The 25,566-nt window shown below is 41.7% G+C and carries 27 protein-coding genes, 13 tRNA genes, 2 rRNA genes and 1 pseudogene (1 of these 43 running past the window's edge); 33 read left to right on the top strand and 10 right to left on the bottom strand.

Translation table 11 applies throughout. The features are described 5' to 3' along the window. The 18 genes from R4Z09_RS29350 to R4Z09_RS29265 all read left to right on the top strand — a co-directional run. Positions 1 to 354: ribosomal RNA gene (locus tag R4Z09_RS29350) — 23S ribosomal RNA — on the top strand (it extends 2,578 nt beyond the left edge of the window). 59 nt (positions 355 to 413) lie between these two features. Then, a 5S ribosomal RNA gene (rrf, locus tag R4Z09_RS29345) occupies positions 414 to 529 on the top strand. Positions 530 to 582: 53 nt separating this feature from the next. Further along, a tRNA-Glu gene (locus R4Z09_RS29340) sits at positions 583 to 657 on the top strand. A gap of 48 nt (positions 658 to 705) precedes the next feature. After that, positions 706 to 781: transfer RNA gene (locus R4Z09_RS29335), tRNA-Val, on the top strand. A 37-nt stretch (positions 782 to 818) separates the two neighbouring features. Continuing rightward, a tRNA-Leu gene (locus R4Z09_RS29330) sits at positions 819 to 907 on the top strand. A gap of 20 nt (positions 908 to 927) precedes the next feature. Continuing rightward, a tRNA-Ala gene (locus R4Z09_RS29325) sits at positions 928 to 1,003 on the top strand. A 7-nt stretch (positions 1,004 to 1,010) separates the two neighbouring features. Continuing rightward, a tRNA-Ser gene (locus R4Z09_RS29320) sits at positions 1,011 to 1,103 on the top strand. A 37-nt stretch (positions 1,104 to 1,140) separates the two neighbouring features. Beyond that, positions 1,141 to 1,214 (top strand) — tRNA-Met (locus tag R4Z09_RS29315). 3 nt (positions 1,215 to 1,217) lie between these two features. Beyond that, positions 1,218 to 1,294: transfer RNA gene (locus R4Z09_RS29310), tRNA-Asp, on the top strand. A 21-nt stretch (positions 1,295 to 1,315) separates the two neighbouring features. Beyond that, positions 1,316 to 1,399: transfer RNA gene (locus R4Z09_RS29305), tRNA-Tyr, on the top strand. A gap of 38 nt (positions 1,400 to 1,437) precedes the next feature. Continuing rightward, positions 1,438 to 1,511 (top strand) — tRNA-Gly (locus R4Z09_RS29300). Between the two features lie 9 nt (positions 1,512 to 1,520). Then, positions 1,521 to 1,597: transfer RNA gene (locus R4Z09_RS29295), tRNA-Ile, on the top strand. A 148-nt stretch (positions 1,598 to 1,745) separates the two neighbouring features. Beyond that, a tRNA-Asn gene (locus R4Z09_RS29290) sits at positions 1,746 to 1,820 on the top strand. A 3-nt stretch (positions 1,821 to 1,823) separates the two neighbouring features. Continuing rightward, a tRNA-Ser gene (locus R4Z09_RS29285) sits at positions 1,824 to 1,914 on the top strand. Between the two features lie 13 nt (positions 1,915 to 1,927). Next, positions 1,928 to 2,001, top strand: a tRNA-Arg gene (locus R4Z09_RS29280). 446 nt (positions 2,002 to 2,447) lie between these two features. Next, the gene (locus R4Z09_RS29275; RefSeq protein ID WP_338450165.1) at positions 2,448 to 3,107 is read left to right on the top strand and encodes a hypothetical protein; all 660 of its coding nucleotides are present in this window, start codon (positions 2,448 to 2,450) and stop codon (positions 3,105 to 3,107) included. A 12-nt stretch (positions 3,108 to 3,119) separates the two neighbouring features. Beyond that, positions 3,120 to 4,316, top strand: a complete 1,197-nt coding sequence (locus R4Z09_RS29270; RefSeq protein WP_338450164.1) for a hypothetical protein — start codon at positions 3,120 to 3,122, stop codon at positions 4,314 to 4,316. A 256-nt stretch (positions 4,317 to 4,572) separates the two neighbouring features. Beyond that, the gene (locus R4Z09_RS29265; protein ID WP_338450163.1) at positions 4,573 to 4,896 is read left to right on the top strand and encodes a hypothetical protein; all 324 of its coding nucleotides are present in this window, start codon (positions 4,573 to 4,575) and stop codon (positions 4,894 to 4,896) included. A gap of 62 nt (positions 4,897 to 4,958) precedes the next feature. On the opposite strand, the gene R4Z09_RS29260 is transcribed toward R4Z09_RS29265, so the two are convergent. Then, on the bottom strand, positions 4,959 to 6,053 hold the full coding sequence (locus R4Z09_RS29260; RefSeq protein WP_338450162.1) for a mechanosensitive ion channel family protein: 1,095 nt from the start codon (positions 6,051 to 6,053) through the stop codon (positions 4,959 to 4,961). A gap of 382 nt (positions 6,054 to 6,435) precedes the next feature. Between R4Z09_RS29260 and R4Z09_RS29255 the strand changes: the two genes are divergently transcribed. Then, the gene (locus R4Z09_RS29255) at positions 6,436 to 6,816 is read left to right on the top strand and encodes a hypothetical protein (protein WP_338450161.1); all 381 of its coding nucleotides are present in this window, start codon (positions 6,436 to 6,438) and stop codon (positions 6,814 to 6,816) included. An 81-nt stretch (positions 6,817 to 6,897) separates the two neighbouring features. On the opposite strand, the gene R4Z09_RS29250 is transcribed toward R4Z09_RS29255, so the two are convergent. Continuing rightward, the gene (locus R4Z09_RS29250) at positions 6,898 to 7,275 is read right to left on the bottom strand and encodes a VOC family protein (protein ID WP_338450160.1); all 378 of its coding nucleotides are present in this window, start codon (positions 7,273 to 7,275) and stop codon (positions 6,898 to 6,900) included. Between the two features lie 182 nt (positions 7,276 to 7,457). Between R4Z09_RS29250 and R4Z09_RS29245 the strand changes: the two genes are divergently transcribed. Beyond that, positions 7,458 to 8,156: a DUF421 domain-containing protein gene (locus tag R4Z09_RS29245; protein WP_338450159.1), complete on the top strand. Its 699-nt coding sequence runs from the start codon at positions 7,458 to 7,460 to the stop codon at positions 8,154 to 8,156. Positions 8,157 to 8,298: 142 nt separating this feature from the next. Next, positions 8,299 to 8,979: a DUF421 domain-containing protein gene (locus R4Z09_RS29240; RefSeq protein ID WP_422392230.1), complete on the top strand. Its 681-nt coding sequence runs from the start codon at positions 8,299 to 8,301 to the stop codon at positions 8,977 to 8,979. Between the two features lie 163 nt (positions 8,980 to 9,142). Here the strand turns inward: R4Z09_RS29240 and R4Z09_RS29235 are convergent, their stop codons facing one another. Together R4Z09_RS29235 and R4Z09_RS29230 are read right to left on the bottom strand one after the other, a co-directional pair. After that, positions 9,143 to 9,805 carry a carboxymuconolactone decarboxylase family protein gene (locus tag R4Z09_RS29235; protein ID WP_338450158.1) on the bottom strand — a complete coding sequence of 221 codons (663 nt, stop codon included), beginning with the start codon at positions 9,803 to 9,805 and terminating at the stop codon, positions 9,143 to 9,145. A gap of 255 nt (positions 9,806 to 10,060) precedes the next feature. Continuing rightward, entirely contained in the window at positions 10,061 to 10,723 is a 663-nt protein-coding gene (locus tag R4Z09_RS29230) for a nitroreductase family protein (protein ID WP_422392229.1), read from the bottom strand. Positions 10,724 to 10,972: 249 nt separating this feature from the next. Between R4Z09_RS29230 and R4Z09_RS29225 the strand changes: the two genes are divergently transcribed. Next, positions 10,973 to 11,389 carry a hypothetical protein gene (locus tag R4Z09_RS29225; protein ID WP_338450157.1) on the top strand — a complete coding sequence of 139 codons (417 nt, stop codon included), beginning with the start codon at positions 10,973 to 10,975 and terminating at the stop codon, positions 11,387 to 11,389. Positions 11,390 to 11,571: 182 nt separating this feature from the next. Here R4Z09_RS29225 and R4Z09_RS29220 read toward each other — a convergent pair whose 3' ends face one another. Further along, on the bottom strand, positions 11,572 to 13,443 hold the full coding sequence (locus R4Z09_RS29220) for a bifunctional diguanylate cyclase/phosphodiesterase (RefSeq protein WP_338450156.1): 1,872 nt from the start codon (positions 13,441 to 13,443) through the stop codon (positions 11,572 to 11,574). A 183-nt stretch (positions 13,444 to 13,626) separates the two neighbouring features. Between R4Z09_RS29220 and R4Z09_RS29215 the strand changes: the two genes are divergently transcribed. Beyond that, positions 13,627 to 14,478 carry a patatin family protein gene (locus R4Z09_RS29215; RefSeq protein WP_338450155.1) on the top strand — a complete coding sequence of 284 codons (852 nt, stop codon included), beginning with the start codon at positions 13,627 to 13,629 and terminating at the stop codon, positions 14,476 to 14,478. A gap of 148 nt (positions 14,479 to 14,626) precedes the next feature. Here R4Z09_RS29215 and R4Z09_RS29210 read toward each other — a convergent pair whose 3' ends face one another. Next, positions 14,627 to 15,202 (bottom strand): CBO0543 family protein, encoded by a 576-nt coding sequence (locus tag R4Z09_RS29210; protein WP_338450154.1) that lies wholly within the window; start codon positions 15,200 to 15,202, stop codon positions 14,627 to 14,629. Between the two features lie 159 nt (positions 15,203 to 15,361). Here R4Z09_RS29210 and R4Z09_RS29205 point away from each other — a divergent pair, with 159 nt between their 5' ends. Next, complete coding sequence (locus tag R4Z09_RS29205) at positions 15,362 to 15,526, top strand: hypothetical protein (protein WP_338450153.1); 165 nt, start codon at positions 15,362 to 15,364, stop codon at positions 15,524 to 15,526. A 109-nt stretch (positions 15,527 to 15,635) separates the two neighbouring features. Here the strand turns inward: R4Z09_RS29205 and R4Z09_RS29200 are convergent, their stop codons facing one another. Continuing rightward, positions 15,636 to 15,794, bottom strand: coding sequence for a hypothetical protein (locus R4Z09_RS29200; RefSeq protein WP_338450152.1), 159 nt, complete (start codon positions 15,792 to 15,794; stop codon positions 15,636 to 15,638). 319 nt (positions 15,795 to 16,113) lie between these two features. Between R4Z09_RS29200 and R4Z09_RS29195 the strand changes: the two genes are divergently transcribed. The 4 genes from R4Z09_RS29195 to R4Z09_RS29180 all read left to right on the top strand — a co-directional run bounded on the left by R4Z09_RS29195 (position 16,114) and on the right by R4Z09_RS29180 (position 18,894). Continuing rightward, positions 16,114 to 16,872, top strand: a complete 759-nt coding sequence (locus R4Z09_RS29195) for a DUF2935 domain-containing protein (RefSeq protein WP_338450151.1) — start codon at positions 16,114 to 16,116, stop codon at positions 16,870 to 16,872. A gap of 171 nt (positions 16,873 to 17,043) precedes the next feature. Continuing rightward, positions 17,044 to 17,331, top strand: coding sequence for a hypothetical protein (locus tag R4Z09_RS29190; RefSeq protein WP_338450150.1), 288 nt, complete (start codon positions 17,044 to 17,046; stop codon positions 17,329 to 17,331). A 157-nt stretch (positions 17,332 to 17,488) separates the two neighbouring features. Next, positions 17,489 to 18,043, top strand: coding sequence for an NUDIX domain-containing protein (locus R4Z09_RS29185; RefSeq protein WP_338450149.1), 555 nt, complete (start codon positions 17,489 to 17,491; stop codon positions 18,041 to 18,043). Positions 18,044 to 18,126: 83 nt separating this feature from the next. Further along, positions 18,127 to 18,894, top strand: a complete 768-nt coding sequence (locus R4Z09_RS29180; RefSeq protein ID WP_338450148.1) for a TSUP family transporter — start codon at positions 18,127 to 18,129, stop codon at positions 18,892 to 18,894. Between the two features lie 109 nt (positions 18,895 to 19,003). Here the strand turns inward: R4Z09_RS29180 and R4Z09_RS29175 are convergent. Beyond that, positions 19,004 to 19,606 (bottom strand): annotated as a pseudogene (locus R4Z09_RS29175) (nitroreductase family protein). A 201-nt stretch (positions 19,607 to 19,807) separates the two neighbouring features. On the opposite strand from R4Z09_RS29175, the gene R4Z09_RS29170 reads away from it, so the two are divergent. The 4 genes from R4Z09_RS29170 to R4Z09_RS29155 all read left to right on the top strand — a co-directional run bounded on the left by R4Z09_RS29170 (position 19,808) and on the right by R4Z09_RS29155 (position 23,156). Further along, positions 19,808 to 20,515 (top strand): DNA alkylation repair protein, encoded by a 708-nt coding sequence (locus R4Z09_RS29170; RefSeq protein WP_338453392.1) that lies wholly within the window; start codon positions 19,808 to 19,810, stop codon positions 20,513 to 20,515. Positions 20,516 to 20,806: 291 nt separating this feature from the next. Beyond that, positions 20,807 to 21,607 (top strand): ABC transporter ATP-binding protein, encoded by an 801-nt coding sequence (locus R4Z09_RS29165; RefSeq protein ID WP_422392228.1) that lies wholly within the window; start codon positions 20,807 to 20,809, stop codon positions 21,605 to 21,607. Next, complete coding sequence (locus tag R4Z09_RS29160; protein WP_338450147.1) at positions 21,604 to 22,221, top strand: ABC transporter permease; 618 nt, start codon at positions 21,604 to 21,606, stop codon at positions 22,219 to 22,221. Before R4Z09_RS29165 ends, R4Z09_RS29160 begins: the two co-directional genes overlap by 4 nt. 20 nt (positions 22,222 to 22,241) lie before the next feature. Beyond that, positions 22,242 to 23,156 (top strand): glycine betaine ABC transporter substrate-binding protein, encoded by a 915-nt coding sequence (locus R4Z09_RS29155; protein WP_338450146.1) that lies wholly within the window; start codon positions 22,242 to 22,244, stop codon positions 23,154 to 23,156. An 89-nt stretch (positions 23,157 to 23,245) separates the two neighbouring features. On the opposite strand, the gene R4Z09_RS29150 is transcribed toward R4Z09_RS29155, so the two are convergent. Together R4Z09_RS29150 and R4Z09_RS29145 are read right to left on the bottom strand one after the other, a co-directional pair. Next, on the bottom strand, positions 23,246 to 24,094 hold the full coding sequence (locus tag R4Z09_RS29150; RefSeq protein ID WP_338450145.1) for a sulfurtransferase: 849 nt from the start codon (positions 24,092 to 24,094) through the stop codon (positions 23,246 to 23,248). A 128-nt stretch (positions 24,095 to 24,222) separates the two neighbouring features. Further along, complete coding sequence (locus R4Z09_RS29145) at positions 24,223 to 25,035, bottom strand: glycerophosphodiester phosphodiesterase family protein (RefSeq protein ID WP_338450144.1); 813 nt, start codon at positions 25,033 to 25,035, stop codon at positions 24,223 to 24,225. 263 nt (positions 25,036 to 25,298) lie between these two features. Between R4Z09_RS29145 and R4Z09_RS29140 the strand changes: the two genes are divergently transcribed. Next, positions 25,299 to 25,448, top strand: a complete 150-nt coding sequence (locus R4Z09_RS29140; protein ID WP_338450143.1) for a hypothetical protein — start codon at positions 25,299 to 25,301, stop codon at positions 25,446 to 25,448. Positions 25,449 to 25,566 lie beyond the last annotated feature (118 nt).

Below are 25,566 nucleotides of genomic sequence, written 5' to 3'. Positions count from 1 at the left end.
TTGGGCTGTTCGCCCATTAAAGCGGTACGCGAGCTGGGTTCAGAACGTCGTGAGACAGTTCGGTCCCTATCCGTCGTGGGCGTAGGAAATTTGAGAGGAGCTGTCCTTAGTACGAGAGGACCGGGATGGACGCACCGCTGGTGTACCAGTTGTTCTGCCAAGAGCATCGCTGGGTAGCTATGTGCGGAAGGGATAAGTGCTGAAAGCATCTAAGCATGAAGCCCCCTCGAGATGAGATTTCCCATAGCGTCAAGCTAGTAAGACCCCTGAAAGATGATCAGGTTGATAGGTTTGAGGTGGAAGCGTGGTGACACGTGCAGCTGACAAATACTAATCGGTCGAGGACTTAACCATACTTTCAATGAACTTGTCAATTATCTAGTTTTGAAGGAATAAACCTTTACAGACATTAGTCTGGTAACTATAGCAAAGAGGTCACACCCGTTCCCATCCCGAACACGGAAGTTAAGCTCTTTAGCGCCGATGGTAGTTGGGGCCTTGCCCCTGTGAGAGTAGGACGTTGCCGGGCATAAGCCCCTTATAGAATCTATTAGGGGCATTATTTTTATCTATTCTGATATTGGCCCCTTGGTCAAGCGGTTAAGACACCGCCCTTTCACGGCGGTAACACGGGTTCGAATCCCGTAGGGGTCACCATAATAATATTATGTGAACTTTTAGTCCATAATAGTATAGAAGAAATGTGGAGGATTAGCTCAGCTGGGAGAGCATCTGCCTTACAAGCAGAGGGTCGGCGGTTCGAGCCCGTCATCCTCCACCATGATTTTTTCACTTCGTGAAAATAATCTTCTATTATTGCCGGGGTGGCGGAACTGGCAGACGCACAGGACTTAAAATCCTGCGGTAGGTGACTACCGTACCGGTTCGATTCCGGTCCTCGGCACCATTTTTACAAAATTATAATACGGGGCCTTAGCTCAGCTGGGAGAGCGCCTGCTTTGCACGCAGGAGGTCAGCGGTTCGATCCCGCTAGGCTCCACCAATGTAATGGAGGAATACCCAAGTCCGGCTGAAGGGATCGGTCTTGAAAACCGACAGGCGGGTTAAACCGCGCGGGGGTTCGAATCCCTCTTCCTCCGCCATTTTAAAAAAATGGTACAAATCAATATTTTCTATTATCGCGGGGTGGAGCAGTCCGGTAGCTCGTCGGGCTCATAACCCGAAGGTCGCAGGTTCAAATCCTGTCCCCGCAATATGGTCCGGTAGTTCAGCTGGTTAGAATGCCTGCCTGTCACGCAGGAGGTCGCGGGTTCGAGTCCCGTCCGGACCGCCAGTTTATTTTTCAATAGCATATGGAGGGGTAGCGAAGTGGCTAAACGCGGCGGACTGTAAATCCGCTCCCTTGGGTTCGGCGGTTCGAATCCGTCCCCCTCCACCAAAGTTTTTTCACGGTAGTGAAAATAACTATCCATATATGCGGGTGTAGTTTAGTGGTAAAACTACAGCCTTCCAAGCTGTTGTCGTGGGTTCGATTCCCATCACCCGCTCCATAAAATAATGGGCCTATAGCTCAGCTGGTTAGAGCGCACGCCTGATAAGCGTGAGGTCGATGGTTCGAGTCCATTTAGGCCCACCATTAATTGAAATGCGTAGGCGACTGCCCAGTTTTGAGAGACGGTGGAGAGCCGATCATGCAAATCCTGGTTTTGGATTTGCGGGAGCGGATCGAAGCGGCCGAAAAGCTAGGAGCCGAAGCTAGACAGATTATGTATATAAAGCATTATTCCGCAGTAGCTCAGTGGTAGAGCTATCGGCTGTTAACCGATCGGTCGTAGGTTCGAATCCTACCTGCGGAGCCATATGGAGAAGTACTCAAGTGGCTGAAGAGGCGCCCCTGCTAAGGGTGTAGGTCGGGTAACCGGCGCGAGGGTTCAAATCCCTCCTTCTCCGCCATACATATTTAGATGCGCCTTTAGCTCAGCTGGATAGAGCAACGGCCTTCTAAGCCGTGTGTCAGAGGTTCGAATCCTCTAAGGCGCGCTCAACAACGGATCCTTGATCTCGAATCAAGGGTTCGTTGTTTTTTTATTGTGCGAAGCAGCAAATGTACGAGCCTGGTGCACACTTCAATAGGAAGCAGAGGGACAGTTCTCATGCTTCCACTTTAAAGTGGGATATAGCTATCCTACTCCATATCCGAAATACGTATTTTCATATAGAGGAGCTGAATTACGGCTAATTTCCGCGCTTTTTCATCACATATCCGCGGTTATAGACCACATATCCGCACTTTTACTAATTTCCCTAATTCCGGAAGCAAAAGAACCGTCCCCCTGCCTCCAGCACACACCTCTGCTTTCTCTCTCTAAAACCCCCTTCCAAATTGTAACCGCCTCCATCTCCATCATTCGACCAAAAGTGTGGTAGATGCCCCGCGAATCATGTAAAATAAGATATTAGATAAAGTTTATGGGGGATGAATGATCATGTATCATATACGGCTTTTCAGGGGGATACGGGAGCCTCATGTTGAAGCGCAGCAATTAGTGAAAGCCGAAAAAGTAGGAGGATTTTGGACAAAAGCGCTCCTGCTATTAGTGATAACGTTTCTATTAGCCGCACTTTCGGCCTATTTCGGTATCGGTAACGAAATCATGTCAAAGGAGATACATACCCGCTCCAACACGGAGTTCGAGGCAGTCAAGCTTTTATTTGCAGGCGGACAAATCATCTGGTCCATGCTTGCAGCCATTATCATTCTCATCATACCTTCGCTCTTTTTCTGGGCCTTGTCAGACATTGAGTCGAAGAAATTCATCACTATGCAATTCTACGTATTGACGATTCTGTTAATTGGCAAAATTATCACAGTGCCATTTACGATCCTAATAGGATTGCCCGACATCTCGAATCCATTTTCGTTGGGCGTTATTGGACAATATCTTACATCCCATAACATCATCCTGCAATTTCTAGGCGGCATCACCATCTTTAACATTTGGGCCATGGTCCTGCAATACAAATATGTCAAAGTCCTATCAGAACGTTCACGGCTGCAGACTGCTTTATTCGTGGTCGGCTTCAATCTCATTCTTTTGGTCATATCTGTATTTTTACAAGTCATGGATCTTGAAAAATTGTTATAGGAGGTGGTCCACGTGAAATGGAAGTCCAAAATCATCATCGGTGCAAGTATTCTATTTGTCGCCGCGAATTTATATTTTATTTATAAAGATAACAGCAAGGTTGCCCGTTCTCTCTATGTACCAGAGTGGACGACAGCCAAGGAGCAAAACATTCAGGATACGATGAAAACGAAAGGCGTTACCGCGCCGCTTGAAGAGCAGCCGGTCTATTATGATGAGCGAAAAGGCAGTTTTGAAGGCTTTTTAGTAAGAAAAGGCGAAGAGGTCCAATCCGGAAAGACCTTATTCTATTATTCAACGGAATCCTATGAAGACGCCATCGCAGTGCTAGAGGCTGAACGTAAGAGTCTTGAGAACCAGCTCGACGCTCTTGAGCAGAAATGGGACGACCTGAATGATATCGATTATGACACATCCCGATCAGTGCTCGACGACGAGCTGACAATAAATGATTATTCAGTTGAAATCGACCTATACGAAACTGAAGTTGAAATCAGCCGCTTAGAGAGCGAAATCGAGAAATATGATGAGCAGATTGCTTCTATTGATAAAAAGCTGCCACAGCTCGAGGAAATCAGCGACATCAACGGGGTAGTGAAGAGCATCAATCAGGATCTTACTAACCCGATTATCACGATTGTATCAAAGGAAAGCATGGTTAAAGGGATGCTTACGGAAAAAGAGCAATCCAAAATCGAGCCGGGAATGGAAGTAACCGTCACACTACCAAATAGCGGGAAAACATACAAAGGCAGCATCCAAGAGGTTGCTCACTTCCCTGAAGACGAGCCGAAGGTGAAAAAGGAGAGCAAGTATCCGTTTACCGTCGTTCTCGACAAACAGGTTGATGACCTCGCCCATGGTACCCATGTTGATGTAAAAATAGTCAAAAAGGCTGTAGCGAACGCCCTTACAGTTCCATATGAAAGCATCAAAAAAAATGGCAAAGTCAAACAGGTCTACATGCTCAAAAATGGCAAAGTGCAAAAGCAAAAAGTCACAACCGGCCTTCGCGTAAACAACGTCCAGCAAATCACAAAAGGACTCAAGGAAGGCGAAATACTAGCCCAAGAGCCACTGTCATACAGTAAAGGCACACCACCTTTCTACACACCAATGCAAGTGAAAAAATGGGAAAAAGACATGTACCAAAACACCCGCAAAAAAGAAATGCTCAAACAACTAGGCAAAGGATTCCTGTCATTCTAAGCCGGGTCATGGGGACAGTCGGAGTCATGGGGATAGGCACCTTGACCCTTTTTTCGGCGGACCGCGGGGACAGGCACCCTGACCCACTTCTTTCGATGTCAGGCACCACAAAGGGACAGTTGCATTGTCAAGGCTACTGACATCAAACACAAAATGCTCAGAGTACATCCCAAGCGGGCAATTGAAACCAAATCAAAAAAATCAAGACCTCCACATTTGGAAGTCTTGATTTTTTTGATGTGAAGGGGGAAATATTGTGCGACTTATGATCCTGCTAGTAGGCCTATTACTATCAATTATTTTTCTTGTACTGCCATGTGTCATCGGTATTCTTTTACAGAAAAAAATCACGAAATCGAACAAAACAGTCGTGCTCAAATCAATCGGGAATGTCATCATCATGACCGCCCTGCAGCTGTTAAATGGTGGCCGGCTTTATCTGGATAATAGAAATAACAGACCCGGTAACCGGTCAAGGTGTGGAGGTATTGTTTGGAATCTATTTATTTATGGGATTTCCATTTGCAACGCAGCAAACATCATAACGGTTGTGATCACTCATTTTTTAGCGAAAAAGTAGGAACGGGGGGACAGGCACCATGACCCATTTGGTTCACGGTGTCTGTCCCCCCATCTCTTTTTTTAATCCACAGACCCCATTGTCTGCAATAACTCATCGTTTTGTGGTGTGACATAAATAGTCCGGCTTGGAAAGGCTGTTTCAACGCCTTCCTCTTCTAAAATGCCCATGATTGCTAAGTTGATATCATGTTTGATTTTCACGTGCTCGGCCCAAACGGTCGTATTGGTAAAGAAATAAATCAGAATATCGAGGCTGCTCTCATTATAATGATCAAATGCGACCATTATCGTATCTGGATGAACTTCCTCGTTATTCCGCAGCATCAATTCGATCCGGGCAACCACTCTTTGAATTTGCTCTTTGGTTGTTTTATAGTTTAGTTGCAAGTTGAACGTGATCCGCCTTTTGCCCATGCGGCTCCAGTTGGTAATCGGCTCGTTTGCCAAAGTAGAATTGGGAACGGTCACGAGTGCCTGGCTAAACGTTCGTATTTTCGTGCTTCTGAAGTTAATATCCTCAACTGTCCCCTCAACACTTGGTGTTAAAATCCAATCACCAATTGAAAAAGGTTTTTCTGTGACAATAACAATTCCGCCAATCAGATTCCCGACCGCTTCCTTTGCCGCCAACGCAAACGCGAGTCCTCCTAATCCAAGACCGGCGACCAAACCGTTCACATCATAGTCGAATTCCTGGCCGATAATACTGATGCTGATGGCAACTAAGATGACGCGGATCGTTCGCGAAATAAACGGAAGCAGAATTAAATCGATCTTATTGTTCATTTTTTCGTTCAAACTGATTAGGATCCCCGTTGTAGGAGATGACAGATTAAACAATCCCCATGTAATTAAAACTATAATCATCGACCGCAGAAATTTTAAAAATAACGCATTATGCTGTTCAATGAATGGGAAATAATCCATCGCCACATACAAACCAACAATAATAAACGCCCATCCTAAAGGACGTTCAAAACTTAAGCAGATTTTTGTTAAAAATTCCGTTGGTGTTTTCCGAGCCAATTTAACAATCAACTGAAATACATATTTGGTAAATAGGTTTCGAAAAAGAATAAATAAAACGAGAATTCCAATCGAAATTCCTAAGTTTATTAACATATCATAATCAAACCCAGCTGGTAAAAAAGACATACGATAATACCTTCCCTCTTTCTTCAATACTTATTTGATAGAATAATAGATGTTTCTGGAAAAAGAATTGCCAACACCTAACTTTTCATCCTCATATCATAACTTGATAGTTACGATATTTGAATACAACAAAAGTCATAGATTGATTATAGCTTAAGAAGAGAAAATAGGGGGTTGATAGTGCTCATAAAGAGAGAAGATTAAGAGTACCGGGCATTATCAAAATTCTCTAGTAGTTCACAGGCACCTCGACTCAGGGTCTCGGTGCCTGTCCCTGTGACCCAATTAGTGTTAAATTAAATAGAAAGATAGAAACTTTTACGGAATTCATCATTTTCATAGCGGATTAAGCTATGAGGCAGCTTTGAAGGGAGACGAGGCAATGGGTTTTTTCAGCAGGTTTTTTGGAAAAAGTAACACGAAACAATTAGAAGAAGAACGTAACAGCCACGATTCACAGTTTGATCTGATTATTATTTATAAAGGTTATAAGGATAGTGACGAGCAAGCGGATAAATATACGGATCTAGAGGATGAGCTCTGGGTTTATGATTGTATAGGAACATCAGGGGCGATGTCATCAGAGACAGCCAAACAATACGGTATACCAATGCCTGCATATCCCGAATACCCACTGATAGGAGTTTTTGAGCTTGTCGTAAAGAATGGTCAAACAGAAGGCTATTCAAAACCACTATTTATCTCATCTAAAAAGGAAGAGGTAAAGCGATTTTGTAAGGAATTCGAAAGAACACATAAGTAAAACGGGTCGCGGGGACAGGCACCGCGACCCAGTTAACCAACTGGGCCACGGTGCCTGTCCCTTTGACCCTTTTCATGCGTCCTAATTTTTCTCCATCACAGCAAAGTAATTTTCCTCATGATCGGCAAAGTTGAATACCCTGCCCCCTGGCATTTCAACCATATCCCCGACTGTAATTTGTTTTGCTTTAAAATCCTGATACAGCCGTTCAATGTCCTTTGTAAAAAACATTAATGACGGCGTCTCCAAATTCACTCCCGGTGACATCTTGGCTACCAATTCTTTATTATGCAAAACAATGCTTGTCTGAGCGTCCTTTGATGGAGCAACCACATACCATTTCATTGGTCCGCCTTCCTCTTCGGAAATCAAGGTAAACCCAGCCTTTTCCGTCCAAAACTTCAACGATTCCTCCTGGTTATCCACATACAGCATAATTTGACCCACAATATCAATCATATATCAGTTCTCCTTTTCTTCGCTTCGTATCAATACTATTATAGTCTGATTTTTCTGATATATACAACCTAGAACGAAAATGGGTCGCGGTGCCTGTCCCCTTGACCCGTTCCTTATGACCTAATTACATGAAAAAAGAAAAGGTTGGCACAATATTTACCAAAAAGAAGAAGGAGTTTAGTATGTCAATTACAGAATTAATCCTCAGGCTTGCGATTGCCTTCATCACCTTACTTGCCTTAACAAGAATCATGGGCAGAAAAGAAATTTCTCAAATGACCTTTTTTAATTTCGTATCGGCCATTTCCATCGGGACTTTAGGGGCTTCCCTTGCTATTGATCCGTCCATCAGTATCAGAAATGGGCTAATCGCTTTAGCCGCTTGGACGGCCTTCACGGTTATAATGAGCATCTTAGATGTCAAATCCCCCGCATTTCGTAAAGCAGTTGAAGGCCAGCCATTCATTTTGATAAAAAAAGGACAGGTCATGGAAGAGGAGCTGCGAAAGGCTCGTTTAAACATGGATACCTTACTCGCTTTATTGAGAAAGAAAAATGTTTTCTCTGCCTCCGATGTGGACTACGCCATTTTTGAAACGGACGGAACTCTTTCCGTTATGAAAAAAGAAGCGCAGCAGCCTGTAACGAAGAGCGACCTGAATACCATCCAGACAAAAGCGACGATCTATCCTATTGCGACAGAAGTCATCTCTGACGGAGAAATCAAGGAGGAGAACTTGGCCAAACTGCATCTCGACCAGCAATGGCTAGAGCAGGAATTGAAACGCAGTGGTGTCCATTCGATTTCCGATGTCTTTTACGCAGAGGTACAAAAGGATGGAAGTTTGTATATTGATCAGAGAAATGACTTGTTGCATTAGGAGGAACGGAACGGGACGGGGGGACAGGCACCGTGACCCAGTTGGGTCATGGTGCCTGTCCCCCCCGTCCCTGCTCATAAATTATTACTTTTTGGTTAATATAAGGAAAATTATGGTATTGATTGGAGTTTTCAGCTTGATAATGGGTAGCTATTTAACCGTTGAATTGATTATTGGCTTTTTCCTGTTGTTTTTGATTGTGAAAATTGTCGGGAGAAAAATAATTAAACAAATTTCACCTTTTACGTTTATTGCTTCAATTGTGTTGGGTGAATTACTTGGAAACGCCTTGTATGATGATAAAATTGGGATTCGTTACATCGTTTATTCCATGTGTTTGTGGGGGCTTTTATTATTGATGGTGGAATACCTTGGCCAAAAATCGTTATTTTTCCGCGGAATTTTTGAAGGAAAGCCGGTTGCTCTCATCAAAAACGGGATGATCGATCGCGAGGCGCTGAAAAAAAGCCGCATGAATATCAATCAACTGCAAAGCATGCTGCGGCAAAGCGAGACCTTTTCAATTCGCGAGGTTGCCTTTTGTTACCTCGAGGCCAACGGATCCCTCAGTATCTTAAAAAAGCCCAAGTACCAGAAAACAACGCTGGAAGATTTCAACCTGCCTGGAAAGCCAGCCCATGTCGCGGTTACGCTGATTCGGGATGGCAAGGTCCTTTGGGATGAAGTGAAGGACTTGGGATTCAATGAATCCTGGCTAAAAACGCAGCTCCGCTCAAAGAGTGTTTCGGATTATAAGGATGTTTTTTTAGCTGAGTGGCTGGAGGGGGATGGGATTTTTGTTCAGACCAAGTCACACGCGTGAGCTGAAAGAGTTGGAGGGACAGGTTTCTCGTTCCAAGGACATAAATAGAGTAAGAGCCGCAAGGACAAGTCACAACCTCGTCCCGCAGACATATAAAAAGTTATAGGGAGACACTGCGACAGGCAGAGTATTCAAACTGGGTCGCGGTGCCTGTCCCCTTGGTTCACCCCTCGTTCTCCCGAAAACTTTGTATCATATTAGCCATGTGAACATAAGCTCCGCCTGCGCGTACGACAGAGGTGACCATGACGGCTTCAGCTAATTCTTCATTCGTTGCGCCTAGCTGTTCAGCTTTTTTCGTATGAACGTCAATGCAATACGGACATTGAGTAGCATTGGCAACAGCTACAGCGATTATTTCTTTGAATTTTGCACTTAGGTTCCCCACTTTTGTAGCCGCAGCACTAAATGCTTGATAACCTTTAAAACCTTCAGGTGCAAATGTACCCAATTGACCTAAATTTTTTAGGTTGGAACGGGCATAGAGTACATCTGATGCATCTTTCTGTTTGGCATTATGTACATGGGTGCTATGTGTAATGGCCCCGCCTGCTTCAACTGCAACGGTGACAAATACAGCTTCAGCTAATTCTGCCAATGTCGCCCCAGCCTTTTTCGCCGCTTTTGTATGAAAATCAATGCAATAAGGACATTCTGTTACATGCGTAATGGCAACAGCGATGAGTTCCTTTTCTCTTTTCGACAAGACCCCTTCTGTAAAAACCGCAGCACTAAAATCGCGATAGGTTTTCATTTGTTCTGGTACAAGCTCTTTTAACTGAGATAAATTTTTAATGTATTCTTTTGAGTATAAATCGCTCGACATAGGTAAAACTCCTTTTTTAATTACATAAAAGATTCCGACAATCAATTTTAATAAAAGTATTTTGAAACAAACTTAGACTTCGTCATTTAGTATTTCTACATTGATAATTCTTTATCCGAAAGAGTCGGAGGGACAGGACTCGACCCACAGACATATAAAAAAGCATAGAAAGACACAGGGACAGGCGGAGTGTTCGAATTGGGGCCTATCCCCGTGATTCTGTTTAATCATTCATCCATTATGAATCGATTCAAACTACACCCAGGTCGTCACTGTCTCCACCGGCAGCCGATAGGACGGATACCCCTCGCTCGCGGCCTTCCCAACCGAAATCAGCATAACCGGAACGTAGCGGTCCTTATCCAGTCCAAAAGCTTCGGCAATCTGATCCTTTTCATAGCCGCCGATTGGATTCGTATCATATCCATGAGCACGCGCAACAAGCATTAGCTGCATGCAGACAAGCCCTGAGTCAATCAGAACCACGTCCCGCATGTCACGCTGCGGCATGTTTTCGTAAGAAGGCTTGAAGGCGGCCAGCAGCTGTTCCTTAACCTCCTGAGGCATATAGCCAAGCTCCACCTGCTTCGAGTAGATATCCTCGGCATATTCCACACTCTTCATATCGCCAAAGACAGCAATCATAGCCGAAGAAGTGGAAACCTGCGTCTGATTGAACCGCGCCAGTTTCGCCAGCTTCTCTTTGCCCTCAGGAGTTTCAATCACCACAAATCTCCATGGCTGCATATTAACAGAGGACGGCGCACGAGTCGCCTCTTCCAGGATTTCGGCCATTTCCTCCCGGCTGATCCTCACAGACGGATCATAGCTTTTAACGGAGCGGCGGCCCAGGACAATTTGGTAAAAATCATTTTGATTTAGAAATTGTTCATTTTCCATTAATTTAGATTGAGTCATGCTTTCACTTTCCTTTTAAAAATGTAGTATCAACATTGAATTGTCTAACATATCGGTTAGTATGTGCCGTTCTTTATAATCAAAGACACGAAATATTTGCCTTGTGAAAAGTAAGTTTTTTTAAAAGGAAAATGAGCCGATCCAATACTCAGGCTCAACCAAGAATGCAAGTTCTAGAAATATTCTCCCACTCTTTCATTAGCATTTGCCTATATCGGGCATACAAATATAAAGAATGGGGTGAATAATGTGGATATTCAATCAGAAATGAAAAATCAACCCAAAGAAAGCGGTAATAATAAGGAATTGATTCTACAACTTGAGAAACAAGTTTCTGTTTCCATTTGGATACAAACAATTGGAAAAATCATGGAGGCATTATATTTATCAGAGATTTTACGGCAGAGTGAGGAACTTCGAACGGATCCATTTGAAAATCAAGCCGTACAAGGAGTTTGGATTCAAACCATTGGACAATTCTTAGAAGCCGTTGGTGTAACAAGGGAGGTCCTATCCAGTGGGACTCCTGGCCAGTTAGAAGGAGCAAAAATGGCAGTTCTCGGTGACTGGATCCAAGGAGTTGGTGCGATTTATGAAGCGCACGCCGGACAGCAAATAGTTGCAGAGGAAATGGAGCAAGTAATATCGAACCTCTTTGTCCCATAGGGGGTCGCGGGGACAGGCACCGCGACCCAGTGTAGAATCACATTCCCAGGTGGGTCAGAGGGACAGGCACCGCGTCCCAGACAGAGGCACCAGCTCCCGGCGGGTCACAAAAAAAGCAACCAACAAATGGTCGCCACAAATTTCCTTCTAAAATATTTCTTAATCTACCACTCTCCCAACCATCACCCAATCCCAGCCTCAATGCGCCTATCATTTTTCACCATAACTCGCGCCATCTCCTCCGCGGACAAAGGCTTATAAAACAAATACCCCTGCCCAAAGCAGCATTCATTCTCCATTAAAAAAGCCGCCTGCTGCTCATGTTCAATTCCTTCTGCTGTCACATTGAAGTGCAAATTATTTCCCATGTTGATAATCGTCTGCACGATGGCCCTGCCGCTGGAATTGGTAGTAATATCATCGACAAACGACTTGTCGATTTTCAGCTTATCAATGGGTAAATGTTGTAAATAACTTAATGACGAGTAGCCTGTTCCAAAGTCATCCACCGATATCTTGACACCTAATGCCTTCAATTCCTTCAATAGCATAGTGGCTTGCTCTTTGTTTTGCACCACACTCTCCGTAATTTCAATTTCAAGGAAATTTGGATCAAGCTCCAAAGCTTGTAATAGTCGTTTTACGGATGTCGTAAAATGGCTCTGCTGCAGCTGATAGCCTGAAACATTGACAGCAATCGGAATGTGCTGCAAACCTTCCTGCTGCCATTTTTTGTTCTGCCTGCAGGCCGTTTCCAGTACCCATTCACCAATCGGCACAATCAGTCCTGTTTTTTCAGCTATGGGAATAAAATCACTAGGGGAGATCAAACCATATTCAGGGGACTCCCAGCGAATTAAAGCCTCTGCGCCGACTACCTGTCCCGTTTTTAAATGAATCTGTGGCTGATACACCAGGGTAAACTCATTGTTTTCCAACGCTTTTCGCAAGCCGGCCTCAATCCGCATGATTTTTTTATTTTTTTCATCCAGCTCGCAATCGTAAAAGTGATAGCCATTCCCACCATTCTCTTTCGCCTGATACATGGCCGTATCCGCATGTTTAATTAACAATTCCGAACTATCACCATGCGCAGGATACAGGCTGATCCCAATGCTTGGCGAGATAAAAAAGGGGTTCCCATTGACGATAATTGGGTTTGAAAATTCATGGATAACACGCTCGGCCAATGCAGCGACCTCAGGATAAGAAGTATTTTTTTGAAAAATAATAAACTCATCCCCGCCGTATCGGGCAAGTATCGAATGGTCAGTGATCAATCGGGTCATTCGGTTCGAGACTTCTTTTAACAACAAATCTCCCATCGTATGCCCGAGTGTATCATTAATGAGCTTAAAGCGATCCAAATCAAACAGCATCAGCGCATGATGCTGCGTTGAGTGGGACAATGCTTGATGAATGTGCTCATGTAACAAATTTCTGTTCGGCAAACCGGTAAGGTGATCGTAGAAAGCCATTGTATGGAGCGTTTCTTCCATTTGCTTGCGATAGGTAATATCATTCGCTACACCATTAAGCTTTTTCGTACGGCCTGAATCATCAAATACGGGGTTGCCAAAGGTCTCCAGCCATTTCACTTCTCCATTTTTATCCTTGTATCTCCAATCACACTTCGCGGGTTTTCCCGACAATAATTCTTGATAAAAATGCTTTATCTTTTCGCGGTCATCCTTGTGTACTTTTGTTATCCAAAATTCAAAATCCTTCTCGAATTCTTTCAAATCAAGGCCCAATAATGTTTTAATTCCCTTCGACACTGTCGTTTTTCGCTTGATTATATCGCTGCTCCATAGAAAGGAAGCACTGTTATTAAAAAGACTATCAAGTTCCGCATTACTCTCTTTGAGCCTGCTTAAATACCATTGCGCTTGATCGAACTGCTTCCCAAAAAACCAGGCCGTAGATACCATGATCGGAAAGCCAATCATTTCAATCCAGCTGACAGACCCATCTGTCACAAAATAATAAGTCATATAGAGTGAATTTATTATAAAAACAAGCGAAGAAGTGATGATTCTTCCTTTAAATTGCACAAGATCTCACCATCCAAATTAATCTAGTAAATTATTACTATTTTACCACAATAAAACTAAATGAAATGTAACATATATCATAGGTGGGACAGCGGGTCAAGGTGCCTGTCCCCTCAGCCCGTTTAAAAGTGGTACAATAGTATAAAAACGCACTTATTCCAGGGGGATATAAAAGGAGATTTTATGGAAAATATAGGACTTATCTTAGAAGGCGGAGGAAGCAGAGGCATTTATACTGCGGGAGTTCTTCGATATTTGATGGAAAAGGAAATTTATTTCCCTTACACCATTGGTGTATCTGCCGGAGCCTGCAATGGGTGTTCTTATATTTCCCGCCAAAGGGATCGAAATAGGGCAGTAAATATTAATCTTGTCACACATCCCGAATATTTATCATTTCGTAATTTAATAAAAAAGGGACAGCTGTTTGGGATGGACTTTTTGTTCGACAAGGTACCGAATGAGCTTGTACCATTTGATTTTGCAACATTTAATGAAGCGGAGGAGGAGTTTGTTGTTGGGACAACAGACTGTCTCACAGGCGAACCCGTTTTTTATAATAAAAAAGAATATGCGAAGGACATGCTGACGCTGCTTCGCGCCTCCAGTTCCTTGCCATTCTTTGCACCCGTTGTTCCATTTGAGGACCGAATCCTGATGGATGGCGGGATCTCAGACCCGATTCCCATCAAACAATCGATAAAAGATGGAAATGCCAAAAACGTAGTAGTGTTAACAAGAAACCGAGGCTACTATAAAAAACCTCAATCCTTCGGCCGCTATATCGAGAAAAAGTATCGGGATTATCCTGGTTTAGTTAAAGCAATTGGGCAGCGTCACATTGTCTATAACGAAACCCTGCAATACATCTTTGATGAAGAGAAAAAAGGCAATGTCTTCGTCGTATGCCCATCTGAAAAACTAAACGTCGGCCGCGTCGAAAAAAACAAGAAAAAACTAACCACCCTATACCAACAAGGAATCAACGACATAAAAAACATCATCCACCCATTAAAAGAATTTTTAACACACTAAAGCGGTGGTGATTTAAAACAGCGGGGGACAGTCCCCCGCTGGAGTAGTGCATTAAAGCGATGGGGGACAGTCCCCCATCGCTTTAATGCAGAACTGGGTCGAGGAATCTGTCTTCCCAATCTCCAATCCCCAAACCCGCCCCAATTCCTTAAAATACTGTGGCACCTACATAAACTCCGGCGAGGAAGATGGTTGAAATGAGAATAATGTGAAAGATGATCCAGGCCCAGCGGCCGTAGCGAAAGGATTCATGGGGAATGGGCTTTCTGAGAGACGGAGGAATGATTTTACCACCGGCAATTTCAAACAGCAGATAGTAAACCCATCTTAAGGAATAAGAGTCCCAGAGATCCCATTCCGGTTTGAAGTCAAAGATCGGGGTCGCGAGTAACGCGACTTCGAACAGCGTACCTAAGTGGATGATGGCCCAGTAAAATGGAATCTTCCAGATCCATTTTTCCGGGCAGAATCGGACCCCTATCAACACGGCGAGCGGAAATGCAGTTGAGACTAATGCATAAGGGATTAATAAATTTCCATGTAAAAGGTTATCCGGAAATGAATAAAAGCCTGCAAATGTCAGTAGATAACAGATAACATTGGCTGAGCTGGCAGAAAGCAGATATAGGAAGCCATACCGTTTCCAATCCAATCGTATGAAGTAGAGGCAGCCGATTCCCATGAGAATGATGGTGATAAGTAACCCTATTTTTAAATATAGCATTTGTTCACCTGAGTTGTTTTTTATCTATTGTTTCCAAGATTTTGCAATAAATAACCTGCCCTTCTGTGAGATGAACTTATATCTTCCAGTCGAACCAGTCTTGTAATTTATATAAACTTTAAATTTTTGGTTAAATTAATACTCTGGGGGTGATGACGAATGGGAAGTAACCAAAAATCGCGTTCATCTGATGCTGAAATACGTGCGAATCAAGCAGAGGCATCACGGCACCAAGCAGGATCTTCCGGTAAATACGGAACGGAATTCGCTAGTGTAGATAACAAAGTGACCAGAAAAATTGAACCAGTAATTGAACAACAGTAGAAAAAGCACCCTATTTGGGTGCTTAATTTGTCATGATCCGCTGTTAATTCCGGATTCCACAAAAAAATGAACATCAGAAATGTTTTTTCAGTATCAACTACGGTTATTTCTATTTATTCTTTTTTAAAGATTCTTCTAATAGCCGCGCATTTTCCAATCCACGATCGCTATATGCATTATCGCTATTTAAACTATCTTGTATGGATACGTGATCCATCGAATGATCTGTTTTATTCGAACCTCTTTGTAACTTGCGATTTTCAGTCATTGGTATTCCCTCTTTCACTTATTTTTATATTACTTTCCCCTTTTAACGTGTAAAAATGCAGAAAAAATAGAACATAGGGACGGTACGGTGCCCCAATTAAATATAGTTATTTAGGAATCCAAGGAAATTTTAAAGAGACAAGAGTATCTTTGCAGGATTTTCGAGTGTCGGTGTTTCTGAACAGAAGAACAGGGATTACTACGTTGGACCGAACATGTCCGGGATAAGAAACCCTCAGCTCCTTCCAAAACGTAATAATAAAACTTCCCACTCCCGAATAAATTGGTACAAAGTCATCCATGAAGGAGTGGAATACTGTTTGAGTAATCATTTAAACGCTGCCGTTTTTGAGCATCAGTTTTGGCTTCATGTGCTGGGGGACCATTCCCGGTTCATTCGTGATTCGCTATATCCATCACAGCAGGAGGACATTGCCAAAGCCCTTCATTTTATTCAGCAATTTGATCAGCTGCTGGCGCAGGTGGGATCTCTTAATCAAGCAAATGTGATTTCTTTTACCACGACGGTCGAGGAGGCTGTCAACCAGTTAAAAGAATTTAAGCTTTCCATCCTCCGGCGCCATCTGACAGGGCAAATGGGCGTTCATCTTACTCCGACGTTCTTCAATCATATGGTGAACGAATTAGAAGAATATCAGCGGGTTTTAAGCCACCTCAAGCAAGGTCAGGCACCGCCGGTCTTTCACGAGCTGCACCATCATCTAATTTGGCTGCTGGATGCTGCCGGCCATGCAGGCGCCATCAACGACCAAATGGATGCCGTGGAAAAAATGCTGAAGAAAAAAAGCAAAGCCTTTACGAAACACTTTGAGCAGTTTTATTTAAAAGCAGTTGAGTTAGCCGGATATTTACGTACCAATGTCCATCATTTTCCGGCCCTAAAACGATTTACGAATGAAGTCGAAGTAGAAATGAGGTTATTTATGACCTTTTTGCAGGAACTAGAGGAACTGGAGGTAAACGCCGAGGTGTTAAGTGCCTTTACACCATCAATGGCGGATCATATGTATCGGGAGGAGCAATATTATTTAACAAAGCTGGCAGAATCCTCTAGGTAAGATTGCGTGGACAGGCACCTTGACCCAAATGGGTCAAGGTGCCTGTCCTTGTTCTCGGAGCAGGATTCTCAACTTTTCCAAATTTAATTCATATGACCCAATAACATTGCCGTTACTGATCATTGCCTGTCCAAATAAGATATATAGAAACTTAAAGAAAGGAGGGATCGAATGATGAGAAAAGAGGATAAGAGAATGGAAGAACTGGAAGAAGAACTGGAAGAACTGGAAAGAGAACTGGAAGAACTGGAAAGAGAAATGAAGAAACACAAGAAGAAGAAAAAAGATAAGAAGAAAGACAAGAAGAAAGACAAGAAGAAAAAAGACAAGAAGAAACCAAAGCATAAGAAGAGACCAAAACCAAAACCAAAGCATAAGAAGAGACCAAAACCAAAACCAAAGCATAAGAAGAGACCTAAGCCAAAGAAGAAGCCAAAACCAAGGCATAAATGTAAGTGAAAATAAGGACGCAGGGACTGGCATCGTGACCCATCGGGTCACGGTGCCTGTCCCCCTGTTTCATTGTGCAAAAATAAAAATGACAAAAATCTACTCTTTACTATAAAATAAATCTACAATCTACTAAAAGACAGCAAGAAGTTTGGAGATGAGTTAGATGAATATCAATTTTTGCATGAATTGTGGACAAGCTTTAGAGGACAGAGAAATTGGCGGAGAAGTGCGCCGTGCTTGCCCAGAATGTTCCTTTGTCCATTGGGGCAATTATAGCGTCGGAGTCGGGGCGTTAGTGATGAAGGATGATAAGCTTCTATTGGTTCGCCGCATGCACGATCCCGGGAAAGGAAAGTGGACAAATCCTGGTGGTTTTATTGAGCAGCACGAGACCATTGAATCAACGATCGTTCGTGAAGTATTGGAGGAAACAGGCGTAAACGTAAGGGTTAATCGTATAATTGGCCTTGGAGATAAACCTGGAAGGGTACATGATACATATATCACGTTTTTAATGGATTATGTTAGTGGGGAACCTATTGCAGACAGGATGGAAGTGGACGAGGCAGGCTTCTATTCTCTTGAAGAAATGAAGCAACTCGATGTAGCCGATTTTACCTGGAAGCTTGCTCAACTTGTCATCAATGAAAACCAAAAAGGTTTTCAATTAAATGAACAACCAGGTGTACCATCTAACGGATATCGATTATGGCAATAGGGACCCGGGGGACAGTGCTCGGCGTCCCATTTGGGCCAAGTTGCCTGTCCCTCCATTCCACTCTATAGGGAAGGCTGATTTGTATGTTTTTTGATTTAGACCCATCGTTATTAATGATTTTGATTGTTTTTGGATTTTTAGCAGCATTTATTGATTCAGTTGTAGGGGGCGGCGGGCTGATTACATTGCCTGCATTATTATTTACGGGGCTGAGTCCAGCAGCGGCAGTAGCTACCAATAAACTAGCATCGACAATCGGTTCTTTAACCAGTACATTTATGTTTTATCGTTCTGGTAAAATCGATATAAAATCAGTGTACAAATTATTTCCACTCTCGTTTTTTGGCTCGATGTTGGGAGCATGGACCGTTCATTTGATTAACCCTGAAGTGCTAAAACCATTGATGTTGGTCATGCTTGCGGCAGTTGCGGTTTACACGATTTTCAAGAAAGATTGGGGCAGCATTTCATCACCAAAAAAATTATCAATCCGTCATTTCATTCTTTTTATGGCTGCCATTTTCGCGATTGGTTTCTATGATGGATTTCTTGGTCCTGGAACAGGTTCCTTTTTAATTTTTTCTTTCTTATTGATTGGTTTTGATTTTATAAAAGCAGCGGGGAACGCAAAATTTTTAAACTTTGGCAGTAATATAGCTGGTTTATTAATGTTTATGTTTTTAGGACAAGTAAACTATACTTATGGAATCATCATGGGAGCGGCACAACTAGCCGGTGCTATCTGTGGCTCAAAATTTGCGCTTAAAAAAGGAAGCAGCTACGTTCGAGCACTCTTTATCACAGTAACTTGTTTATTGTTAGCAAAAAATATTTATGATTATATTCAATAGGAACGCGGGGACAGGCACCGCGACCCAGCTCGCTGGGTCAGCGTGCCTGTCCCACTGTTCCAATAAAAAGGGACCGTCAAACCGACGATCCCTTTCTTTTATAAATAAATTACTTAAACACGAAAACACGTTCTTCAAGCTGCTGGAACTGTTTCTCCTTTGGAGGAGCAGTAGGTTTGCCGAATGGCATTTGGGCAACGAGCTTCCAATGGCTTGGAATAGCCCATTCTTGCTTAACTTCATCGTCAATCAATGGATTATAGTGCTGAAAAGATGCACCAAATCCTTCTCTTTCTAAGGCTGTCCATATCGTGTTTTGCAGCATACCGGAAGTTTGTTCAGACCAGGCAGGGAAGTTATCTTTATATAATTCAAATTCCTCCTGAAGAGATTTAACCACTTCTTGGTCTTCAAAAAATAGTACCGTTCCATAGCCATTACCAAAACCATTCAATTTATTTTCAGTTGGTTCAAAGTTTTCAGCTGGAACAATTTTTCTTAACGTTTCCGTTGTCATGCTCCAGAGTTTTGTATGATTTTCATCTAATAATAAAACAGACCTTGAACTCTGGGAGTTCATAGGTGAAGGATTATGTAATACAGCTTGATTCATAATCTCTTAGATTTTTTCATCAGAAATAACCTTTTCCTTATTAATAGAATAATAAGAGCGTCTTGCCTTTACTGCTGAAAAAAAGTCCTTTGCATGCACAGTCTCTAGTACGTTTGTCAAAATGATTGATATCCTTAACACGTATGATTATAAAATTGGTATTATTTCAAAGCACTTTTTCTATTTCAAGCAAATTGCTTAATAGACGGTAGTTTTGCTGGCAGATGGTGGTATGTTATAAGATAAATATGATGCAGCTGATAGAAAAGAGAAACTCCAAAAAAAGGGAAGTGTTAAATGGTGAATCTAGAAATGGTTATGCAGGAGCTTGAAGCCCTTGGCAAGGAACGAATGAAAAAAATGTACATATCCAATGGTGCGCACGAGCCGCTTTTCGGTGTGGCGACAGGTGCAATGAAGCCAATCGCGAAGAAAATAAAAATAAATCAAGCTTTAGCTGAAGAGCTTTATGCCACAGGGAACTATGACGCAATGTACTTTGCAGGCATTATTGCAGACCCAAAAGCCATGACGGAGTCAGATTTTGATCGATGGATGGATTCGGCATACTTTTATATGCTGTCCGATTATGTCGTAGCCGTAACGTTAGCGGAAGCAGGTATTGCACAAGAAGTGGCTGATAAATGGATCGCAAGCGGTGAAGAACTGAGAATGTCTGGAGGTTGGAGCTGTTACTGCTGGCTTTTAGGAAATCGCAAGGACAAGGAGTTTTCCGAAAGCAAGCTGGCCAATATGCTTGAAATGGTAAAAAACACAATTCACGATGCTCCAGAAAGAACGAAAGCTTCTATGAATAATTTCATTTATACGGTGGGGGTTTCCTATTTGCCTCTCCATGAAAAAGCACTCGAAACGGCAAAGGCGGTAGGCCAGGTAGAAATCAAACGGGAAAAGAAAAAAAGCAGCTTCCTAAACGCTTACGAAAGCATTCAAAAGGAAATAGATAGAGGAAAGATTGGTTTCAAACGCAAGTATGTAAGATGTTAAATATGGTATGAAGGGACAGCACCGCGACCCATCGGGTCACGGTGCTGTCCTTTTATTCTTTTTTAACATTATTTATAATGTATCGAAAAAACCGATTAAAATCGTTCGATTTGATAGATAGATTGAATGGAATAGTCAATAAGATTAGTGTTAAACTTTATTGGCACAAAGACCAAGAAAGAGAAAAAATATGGTTTTGAAGATATTTTTCATGTTTGCAGATTTACAAGGCTAGAATCACCTTAACAGGAATAGTAATGGTGAAATCAAATGAGAGGATAGTATGTAAATATGAATCATACTGCTGCGGTAGAGTTTGTTAATATCAGTAAATTTTTTGATGATAGATGTGTAGTAAAGAATTTAAATGTAACCTTTCCAAAAGAAAAAATTACAACCATTATTGGACCATCTGGATGTGGGAAATCAACTACACTGAAAATGATTAATAGATTGATTGAACCCAATGAAGGAAAAATTCTTATTGATGGAATGGATATCAGTCAAATGGATTCTGTGAATCTTCGCAGAAATATTGGTTATGTGATACAGCAAATTGGTCTTTTTCCACTTATGACTATTGAAGAGAATATTTCACTTGTTCTTCGATTAAAAGGGGCAAAAAAGGACGAAAAAATGAGGGATCGCGTGACTGAACTATTACATTTAATCGGACTTGAACCTGAACAATATCGAAATCGTTATCCGCATGAAATGAGCGGAGGGCAGCAGCAAAGAATCGGAGTCGCAAGAGCTCTTTGTGCAGATCCTTCGATTATTTTGATGGATGAACCGTTTAGTGCCCTTGATCCGATTAGTCGTATTCAATTACAAGATGAGCTTATTTCTTTACAAAAGAAATTGAAAAAGACGATTATCTTTGTTACTCACGATATGGAGGAGGCATTAAAAATATCCAATCAAATCATACTTCTTAATGATGGCGAACTCATTCAAAGTGGTGATCCCATTGATCTACTTCGTCAACCTAAAGATGAATTTGTCCGCAAATTTATTGGAGAAAAATACTTTCAAGATTCATTTATCCAACAAATGAATTCGCTGGATGATCAAGTGAGTGTACCGAGATGATGAGTTGGACGGAGATTTTTTCAAAAACCGGGGAACACCTTTACTTATCCTTTACAGCCCTCTTGATCGCTTGCTTGATTGCCATTCCTTTAGGAATTTACTTTGCGAATCATGACCGAATTGCTACGCCCGTCATTAGGGTCGTACAGGTTATTCAAACCATTCCCAGTCTAGCATTGTTAGGTTTTATGGTTCCCTTATTTGGGATCGGGACACTTCCAGCGATTGTCGCTTTAATCCTTTACTCTCTATTACCCGTTTTACAAAATACGTTTACTGGAATTCAAGAGGTAGACAAGTCCCTCATTGACATTGGAACAGGTATGGGAATGACAAAGAGACAAATTCTTTGGTTAGTTCAATTACCTATGGCACGAAGCGTGATTATGGCTGGCGTCCGAATGGCTGCCGTTCAAACCATTAGTGTTGCCACGATTGCCACATTTATTGGGGCTGGCGGTCTAGGCGATCTAATTATGAGAGGGATCGGCATGCTTGACACGGCAATCATTTTAACTGGTGCTATACCGACAGCTGTACTTGCGATTTTCCTTGATCGATTCCTGCTATATATTGATAACCTATTAACACCTAAGGGATTACGTAAAAAATAAAAAAACTCAGGAGAATGAAAATGAATGTAATAAAAAGATTTAATTCAAGTTTTACTCGTAAAATGATGATGGCTTTGACCGGCTTAGGCCTTCTTTTTAGTATGGTTGGTTGCAGTGCCGGGTCGGATACCATTACAATTGGCGGAAAGGATTTTGCTGAACAAGCAATCCTTTCGAATATGATGAAACTTTTGGTCGAGAATGATACCGATTTAAATGTTGAATTAAAGACTGGAATGGCAGCAAATATTACTTGGGAAGCATTAAAAGAGGGCGACATTGATGGCTATGTTGAATACACTGGAACGGGTCTAATCAATATTTTAAAACACGAACCTGTAACTGATCCGAAAGAAGTATATAACATAGTAGCTAAAGAGTTTCCTAAGAAGTATGGAATTTCATGGTTAAAACCAATTGGATTTAGTAATACGTATGTTGTTTCGATGCGTAAAGACCAAGCTGAAGAATTAGGAATTAAAACGGTCTCTGATTTAGCCGCAAAATCCGATCAATTAATCTTTGGTACTGGACAGGAATGGCTTGGACGCGAGGATGGTTTCCCTGCTTTTGAGAAGACATATAATGTAAACTTTAAAAAAGTTGTCACAATGACTTATGAATTATGGTACCCATCCATTGAAAATAAAGAGGTTGATGTGATCATTCCTTATTCTACTGAAGGGAAACTATCAGAATATGATTTAGTTCTTCTTGAGGACGATAAACATTTATTCCCACCTTATGATGCCGTACCTATTTTTAGAGATGAAGTCCTTAAAGAACATCCTGAATTAGAAGAAGTATTGAATAAATTATCCAACCAAATTGATGAAACAGAAATGCAGAAATTAAATGCAAAAGTTGAAATCGGCAAAGAAGACCCAGCAAAAGTAGCTGAAGATTGGTTGAAAGAAAAAGGTCTTATTCAATAAGATGAATGGAAAAAGCAGATAGAAAGCTTCTTATCTTCTTTTTCATAAAAAATAGCCCAAGCTACTCTCACGTAATCGAGTAGCTTGGGCTATTCTTCTGACTGACTCCATTCCAACCATCCGCCATCATATACACTGATAGTAGGCCATCCCATTAGATGTGCAATAAAGAATGCTTCACTAGCCCTCCAGCCAGTACCACAATAAAAAATGACCTTTTTTTGCGGAGTAATTCCGGATTTCTCCCATAGTCCCTTTATTTCCTCAAGGTTTTTGAGTTCTCCATTTTTTTCTTCAAAGTCTTCCATATGATAGGGATCAGAACCAGCGTAGCCCCATATGGAATTTGGGATACGGCCCTTTTCTTTCATATAATCATACCCAGTGGTTTTACCGGTATATTCATTCCAACTACGAACATCAACGACAATAGAGTCTTTATCGTTTAAACTTTTTTCAACATCACTTCTTGTAGCAAGATAGGTTGATTTCGGGCTTATTCGATTTAAAGGCCCTTTGTTTACTTGTATGATCGAAGGATGTTCTTCAACTTCATATCCTAGGGCTTTCCATGCATGGATTCCTCCATTCACCAAACGAACATCATCTACACCCGCGTACATGAATGCCCACGCAGCCCGAGCGGCAGCCATTAATTGTTGTCCGTAAATAATAACTGTGGTTTCATTAGAAATACCTAAGTTATTTAAAATGATCTCTAGTTGTTCCATTGAAACAAGATTCCACAATGGTCCACCTTCTATTAAATTAATATCAAGATACATGGAACCCGGAATAAATCCATCCTTAACATCATTTTGTTTACCAGATCCAACAAAGACAATCATAAATTTTGGGTAGATTTGATCTTTAGAACCCTCTATAAGTCTCTTAAGGTCGACTGGTGAAAGCAACTTATGTTGATTTTTAAAATGCACTTTATACCCACCTTTAAATAGCACCATTCTGCATTAAATATACTTCTAGATTTTCTTTATTACAAGCGGACCAAAGGGACAGGCACCGCGACCCAGCGGGTCACGGTGCCTGTCCCTCTATCCCCTTATTAAGGTACGATTACATCTGTTTCAATCAATCGTGGATGAATACTTTTCGCTTTTTCATAGGTTTCAGCAGTATTTACTGAATATACATGCAGTTTAAGGCCTGCTTTTCTAATCTTTTTGGCCGTTTCTTCATCTACATTGTTAATCGAAGTTGAGTAAATCGCGTTATCATACTGTTTTAATTCTTCAATATCAGCATCAACATTTTTCAATGCATTTCCAAGGAATGTCACAGTTGCTTCTGGGTACCATTCATTAAACTGGTTACGAATGTCATCATTACTTAAGACAAAGAATGAATGATTTAATACTTTGGCTTCTTCAGCTTCTTCGATAATATCGTCTACAAACTCCTTATCATTCCAGTCGCCTTTTGAGCCATCAAAATTGATCCCAACATTGTATTTATGAGCTTCATCTAGCACTTCTTCAAGTGTTGGTACTTTATACTCCGTGACATTGCCTGCTTTATCCTCAATAGCAAACCTTTGAATTTCTTCTAATGTTAAATCTTTTACCGCGCCAGAGCCTGTAGTCGTACGGTCAACCGTCTTGTCATGCATTAGTATGTATTCGCCGTCCTTTGTTCGTTGGACATCAATTTCAACAAAGCCGTATCCTAATTTACCTGCCTGTGTGATCGCCTCCAATGTGTTTTCCGGTGCAGCTACTTGTGCACCACGGTGAGCACTTAACTCCGTTTTGCTGCTTTTTAACCAGTTATCACTCGGCGCAGCACTTGCAACACCGCCAAACACAGAGGATGCCAACATAAATGGCACTGCCAAACCTAAGATTCCTTTCTTCTTCACGGTTCTCCACTTCCTTCTCTTAAAAAATCGCTACGCTTTAACCATACATTGGAAGTGTAAATAGCATATTAATTTTGTGTTAGTATTAAGAAAATTTTGTTATTATAATAAAACTAAGGGAAGAAAATATTTTTGAAATACTAGATGTAAATGAACAAAAGCTTGAGTGAAAAATAGCTGCGGAAATCTTTTTTCTTGTTGCACTAACCGAGGATCGATCAACAGGAATGGGACATATTAGGGGAAAATTTAGGAGTAGAATGATGAAAAAATATTATATCGCAGTGACGTATGAGGTTTGTGAACACAATAATATTTATTTAGATATGAACGAATATAATATTGACACAATGAAGGATTTGGAAAAACAAATAAGGGAATTGGCAAAGCTGGAAGTTGCCCCCTTTGGTTAAGGTCTATGAATCTGATACAAGAGTTTTTAAAGATTTTAGACTATATAAAGAATATAAATTCAAGGAATATGAGTGCGGTTGCGATGGTTGACAATTTTAATGCACCAACTGGGTCAAG

The sequence above is a fragment of the Niallia oryzisoli genome (assembly GCF_036670025.1).
GTDB classification, from domain to species: domain Bacteria; phylum Bacillota; class Bacilli; order Bacillales; family Cytobacillaceae; genus Bacillus_BD; species Bacillus_BD oryzisoli.
This window is presented reverse-complemented; position numbering and strand designations above follow the sequence as displayed.

Excerpts from the sequence above, each read along its gene's own strand:
- R4Z09_RS29180 (WP_338450148.1), top strand. The coding sequence starts at position 18,127 with ATGTTTTTTGATTTAGACCCATCGTTATTAATGATTTTGATTGTTTTT.
- R4Z09_RS29205 (WP_338450153.1), top strand. The coding sequence starts at position 15,362 with ATGGGAAGTAACCAAAAATCGCGTTCATCTGATGCTGAAATACGTGCG.
- R4Z09_RS29230 (WP_422392229.1), bottom strand. The coding sequence starts at position 10,723 with ATGACTCAATCTAAATTAATGGAAAATGAACAATTTCTAAATCAAAAT.
- R4Z09_RS29275 (WP_338450165.1), top strand. The coding sequence starts at position 2,448 with ATGTATCATATACGGCTTTTCAGGGGGATACGGGAGCCTCATGTTGAA.
- R4Z09_RS29215 (WP_338450155.1), top strand. The coding sequence starts at position 13,627 with ATGGAAAATATAGGACTTATCTTAGAAGGCGGAGGAAGCAGAGGCATT.
- R4Z09_RS29250 (WP_338450160.1), bottom strand. The coding sequence starts at position 7,275 with ATGATTGATATTGTGGGTCAAATTATGCTGTATGTGGATAACCAGGAG.
- R4Z09_RS29140 (WP_338450143.1), top strand. The coding sequence starts at position 25,299 with ATGAAAAAATATTATATCGCAGTGACGTATGAGGTTTGTGAACACAAT.
- R4Z09_RS29200 (WP_338450152.1), bottom strand. The coding sequence starts at position 15,794 with ATGACTGAAAATCGCAAGTTACAAAGAGGTTCGAATAAAACAGATCAT.
- R4Z09_RS29160 (WP_338450147.1), top strand. The coding sequence starts at position 21,604 with ATGATGAGTTGGACGGAGATTTTTTCAAAAACCGGGGAACACCTTTAC.
- R4Z09_RS29155 (WP_338450146.1), top strand. The coding sequence starts at position 22,242 with ATGAATGTAATAAAAAGATTTAATTCAAGTTTTACTCGTAAAATGATG.
- R4Z09_RS29185 (WP_338450149.1), top strand. The coding sequence starts at position 17,489 with ATGAATATCAATTTTTGCATGAATTGTGGACAAGCTTTAGAGGACAGA.
- R4Z09_RS29260 (WP_338450162.1), bottom strand. The coding sequence starts at position 6,053 with ATGTCTTTTTTACCAGCTGGGTTTGATTATGATATGTTAATAAACTTA.
- R4Z09_RS29240 (WP_422392230.1), top strand. The coding sequence starts at position 8,299 with ATGGGTAGCTATTTAACCGTTGAATTGATTATTGGCTTTTTCCTGTTG.
- R4Z09_RS29235 (WP_338450158.1), bottom strand. The coding sequence starts at position 9,805 with ATGTCGAGCGATTTATACTCAAAAGAATACATTAAAAATTTATCTCAG.
- R4Z09_RS29255 (WP_338450161.1), top strand. The coding sequence starts at position 6,436 with ATGGGTTTTTTCAGCAGGTTTTTTGGAAAAAGTAACACGAAACAATTA.
- R4Z09_RS29165 (WP_422392228.1), top strand. The coding sequence starts at position 20,807 with ATGAATCATACTGCTGCGGTAGAGTTTGTTAATATCAGTAAATTTTTT.
- R4Z09_RS29190 (WP_338450150.1), top strand. The coding sequence starts at position 17,044 with ATGATGAGAAAAGAGGATAAGAGAATGGAAGAACTGGAAGAAGAACTG.
- R4Z09_RS29210 (WP_338450154.1), bottom strand. The coding sequence starts at position 15,202 with ATGCTATATTTAAAAATAGGGTTACTTATCACCATCATTCTCATGGGA.
- R4Z09_RS29245 (WP_338450159.1), top strand. The coding sequence starts at position 7,458 with ATGTCAATTACAGAATTAATCCTCAGGCTTGCGATTGCCTTCATCACC.